Below are 3,011 nucleotides of genomic sequence, written 5' to 3'. Positions count from 1 at the left end.
CCCCGCCGTGGTCTTCGACGGCGACCTCGACGGCTTCATCGCCGCCGGAATCCGTTGGCGCAAGCGCAAGGACGACGACGACTGACATCCGGTGAACGGATGTCGCGCCCCCGGGTGTCGCACCCGGATGCCGCGAGAGCCGCGCTTAGGCTGACACAGCCATGATCCGGTTCGAGAACGTCACCAAGCGGTATCGCGGCACCTCCAAGCCCGCCCTCAACGGCGTCGACTTCGAGGTGCAACGCGGCGAGTTCGTCTTCCTCGTGGGGGCGTCGGGATCGGGGAAGTCCTCGTGCCTGCGTCTGATCCTCCGCGAGGACATCCCCAGTCAGGGCCGTGTGGTCGTGCTCGGCAGGGATCTGCGACGGGTGGCGAGCCGCAAGGTCCCCTACTTCCGCCGCAACATCGGCTCGGTGTTCCAGGACTTCCGGCTGCTGCCGACCAAGACCGTCTTCCAGAACGTCGCGTTCAGCCTGCAGGTGATCGGATCCTCACGCGGATTCATCCACCAGGCGGTGCCCGAGGCGCTCGCGCTCGTGGGCCTCGCCGGCAAGGAGAAGCGCCTTCCGCACGAGCTGTCCGGTGGTGAGCAGCAGCGCGTCGCGATCGCCCGCGCCCTCGTGAACCGTCCCCAGGTGCTGCTGGCCGACGAGCCGACCGGAAACCTTGACCCCGCGACATCCGTCGACATCATGCAGCTGCTCGCCCGCATCAACGCGAGCGGAACCACTGTGCTCATGGCGACGCACGAGGCCGCGTTCGTCGACCAGATGCAGCGCCGAGTGATCGAGCTGCGCGGCGGCGAGATGGTGCGCGACGAGCGTCACGGCGGCTATGGCGACACCTCGTCGATCCCGCGACTGCAGCCGCAGCAGGAGCGCGGCGCGGCCGCCGTCGCTGCGTTGACCGAGGTCATCGAGCTGCAGAAGGAGATCGCCGCGGACTCCCAGGCGCCGGTTCCGCCGGTCGCCGCGCAGCCCGCGGTGGCGCCGCAGCCGGCGGCGCCCGCCGCGGCGCCGGTCACCCCGCCGCAGGCGCCCGCTCCGCAGGCCGCGCCGACCGCCGCGTCGGCACCGGCGGCACCCCGCCCCACGGAGGCGGATGATCTTTCGCTCGACGCGCTGGGCGTCGCCGACCGTCTCGGGCTCGAGGGCCCGGGCGAGGAAGTGGGACCCACGCGATGAGGCTCGGACTCGTTCTCGGCGAGGCGTTCGGCGGGCTGCGCCGCAACGCCTCGATGGTGATCTCGGTCATCCTCGTGACCTTCGTGTCGCTGACCTTTGTCGGCGCCGCCATGCTCATGCAGTCGCAGATCGGCAAGCTGCGCTCGTTCTGGGTCGACCGCGCACAGGTCGCCGTCTACATGTGTTCGACAGTGTCCCAGGCGAAGAACTGCGCCCCCGGCACCGCGGCCACCGACGACCAGATCGCCGCCGTGAAGGCGACGCTCGACGGATCGACGCTCGCGCCGCTCATCAAGAACTACACGTTCCAGACGAGTCAGGAGGCCTACCAGAGCGCCATCCAGCAGCTCGGATCGCAGTACGCGTCGGTAATCAGCCCCGACCAGATCAATGCGACGTTCTGGATCAACCTCAAGGACCAGTCGCAGTCCGACGTGCTCGCCGAGCAGTTCTCCTCGACCGCGGGCGTCGAAGAGGTCGCCGATCAGATGCAGTACCTTCAGCCGCTGTTCTCGGCGCTGACGGTCGCGACCTACATCGCCGTCGGCATCGCCGTGCTCATGCTCATCGCCGCGGTGCTGCTGATCTCCACGACGATCCGATTGTCGGCGTTCGCCAGACGTCGGGAGATCGGCATCATGCGTCTCGTGGGAGCGTCGAACCGGTTCATCCAGACCCCCTTCGTGCTCGAGGGCGTGATCTCGGCGGTCATCGGGTCGGCGCTCGCGAGCGTCACGGTGTGGGCGGGCGTGCAGTTCGGCGTCGGCAGCTACCTGCAGCCGAGGGTGACGTTCATCACCTCCTGGGTCACGACGGACGACCTCTGGTACGTCATCCCGGCGATGATCGTGATCGGCGTGGTGCTCGCCGCTCTGTCGGCGGGATTCGCGATCCGGCGGTGGCTTCGCGCCTGATCCCGGCTCCGATAGACTGGGGGGCTCGCGTCGATCGGCGCGAGTATCCCGGAGGAGCAGGTCATGGTCAAGGAACGCGGGGAGAAGGTCGTCGCGACCAATCGTCGCGCGCGCCACGAGTACTCGATCGAGAAGACGTACGAGGCGGGCCTGGTGCTCACCGGCACCGAGGTGAAGTCGCTGCGCCAGGGGCGCGCGAACCTCTCCGACGGGTACGCGTTCATCGAGCGCGGTGAGGCGTTCCTCGACGCGGTGACGATTCCCGAGTACTCACAGGGCACCTGGAACAACCACTCCGCGAAGCGCCTGCGCAAGCTGCTGCTGCACAAGGACGAGATCGTGAAGCTCAGCCATGCGATCTCCGCCGGCGGCTACACGCTTGTGCCGCTCAAGCTCTACTTCTCTGACGGCCGCGCCAAGGTCGAGATCGCGGTCGCGAAGGGCAAGGCCGAGTACGACAAGCGCCAGACGCTGCGCGAGCGCCAGGACCGCCGTGAGGCCGAGCGCGCGATGCGCACCCGCAACCGCCTCGGCGACTGATCCTCAGACCTGGGCGGATGCCTCGGCCACTTCGGCCGCGGCATCCGTGAACGCCTGCTTCGGCACGAACACCAGCAGCACGGCGGCGACGAGCGCGGTGACGCCGCAGACGATCCACACGGTGAGGTATCCCGAGAAGGATGCCGCGGTCTGCCCGCCGCCCTCGGCGCCGAGGCTGCCCTGGAACAGTGCGATGCCGAACGCGCATGACGCGATGGCGCCACCGACGGTCTTCACGGAGTTGGTGAGACCCGTCGCGACGCCGGTCTGGGTGGCCGGCGCAGCGGATGCCGCGGCGGCGGGGAGGGCGGCGACGAGCGCGCCCGATCCGAGTCCCACGACGACCATGTTCATGACGACGCTCGCGTAGGCC

3 protein-coding genes and 1 pseudogene are annotated in these 3,011 nt (G+C 68.8%); 3 read left to right on the top strand and 1 reads right to left on the bottom strand.

The genetic code is table 11. From position 1 onward, the window contains the following. Positions 1-161 precede the first annotated feature (161 nt). The 3 genes from ftsE (at position 162) to smpB (ending at position 2,638) form a co-directional block, all read left to right on the top strand. A complete protein-coding gene (ftsE, locus tag ASG00_RS04005; protein ID WP_056207051.1) occupies positions 162-1,184 on the top strand; it encodes a cell division ATP-binding protein FtsE in 1,023 nt (340 codons plus the stop codon). Continuing rightward, positions 1,181-2,098: a permease-like cell division protein FtsX gene (gene ftsX / locus ASG00_RS04000; RefSeq protein ID WP_045248523.1), complete on the top strand. Its 918-nt coding sequence runs from the start codon at positions 1,181-1,183 to the stop codon at positions 2,096-2,098. The genes ftsE and ftsX overlap by 4 nt, the downstream gene beginning before the upstream one ends. 63 nt (positions 2,099-2,161) lie before the next feature. Further along, positions 2,162-2,638 carry an SsrA-binding protein SmpB gene (smpB, locus tag ASG00_RS03995; RefSeq protein WP_045248522.1) on the top strand — a complete coding sequence of 159 codons (477 nt, stop codon included), beginning with the start codon at positions 2,162-2,164 and terminating at the stop codon, positions 2,636-2,638. A gap of 3 nt (positions 2,639-2,641) precedes the next feature. Here smpB and ASG00_RS16820 read toward each other — a convergent pair. Beyond that, a pseudogene (locus ASG00_RS16820) lies at positions 2,642-3,011 on the bottom strand (MFS transporter); the annotation flags it as partial.

It is taken from the genome of Microbacterium sp. Leaf351 (assembly GCF_001423825.1).
Lineage (GTDB): Bacteria > Actinomycetota > Actinomycetes > Actinomycetales > Microbacteriaceae > Microbacterium > Microbacterium ginsengisoli.
Note: the sequence above shows the minus strand (reverse complement) of the source record. Positions and strands in the feature narration are given on the sequence as shown.

Coding starts and splice junctions, on each gene's coding strand:
- ftsE (WP_056207051.1), top strand. CDS start 162: ATGATCCGGTTCGAGAACGTCACCAAGCGGTATCGCGGCACCTCCAAG.
- ftsX (WP_045248523.1), top strand. CDS start 1,181: ATGAGGCTCGGACTCGTTCTCGGCGAGGCGTTCGGCGGGCTGCGCCGC.
- smpB (WP_045248522.1), top strand. CDS start 2,162: ATGGTCAAGGAACGCGGGGAGAAGGTCGTCGCGACCAATCGTCGCGCG.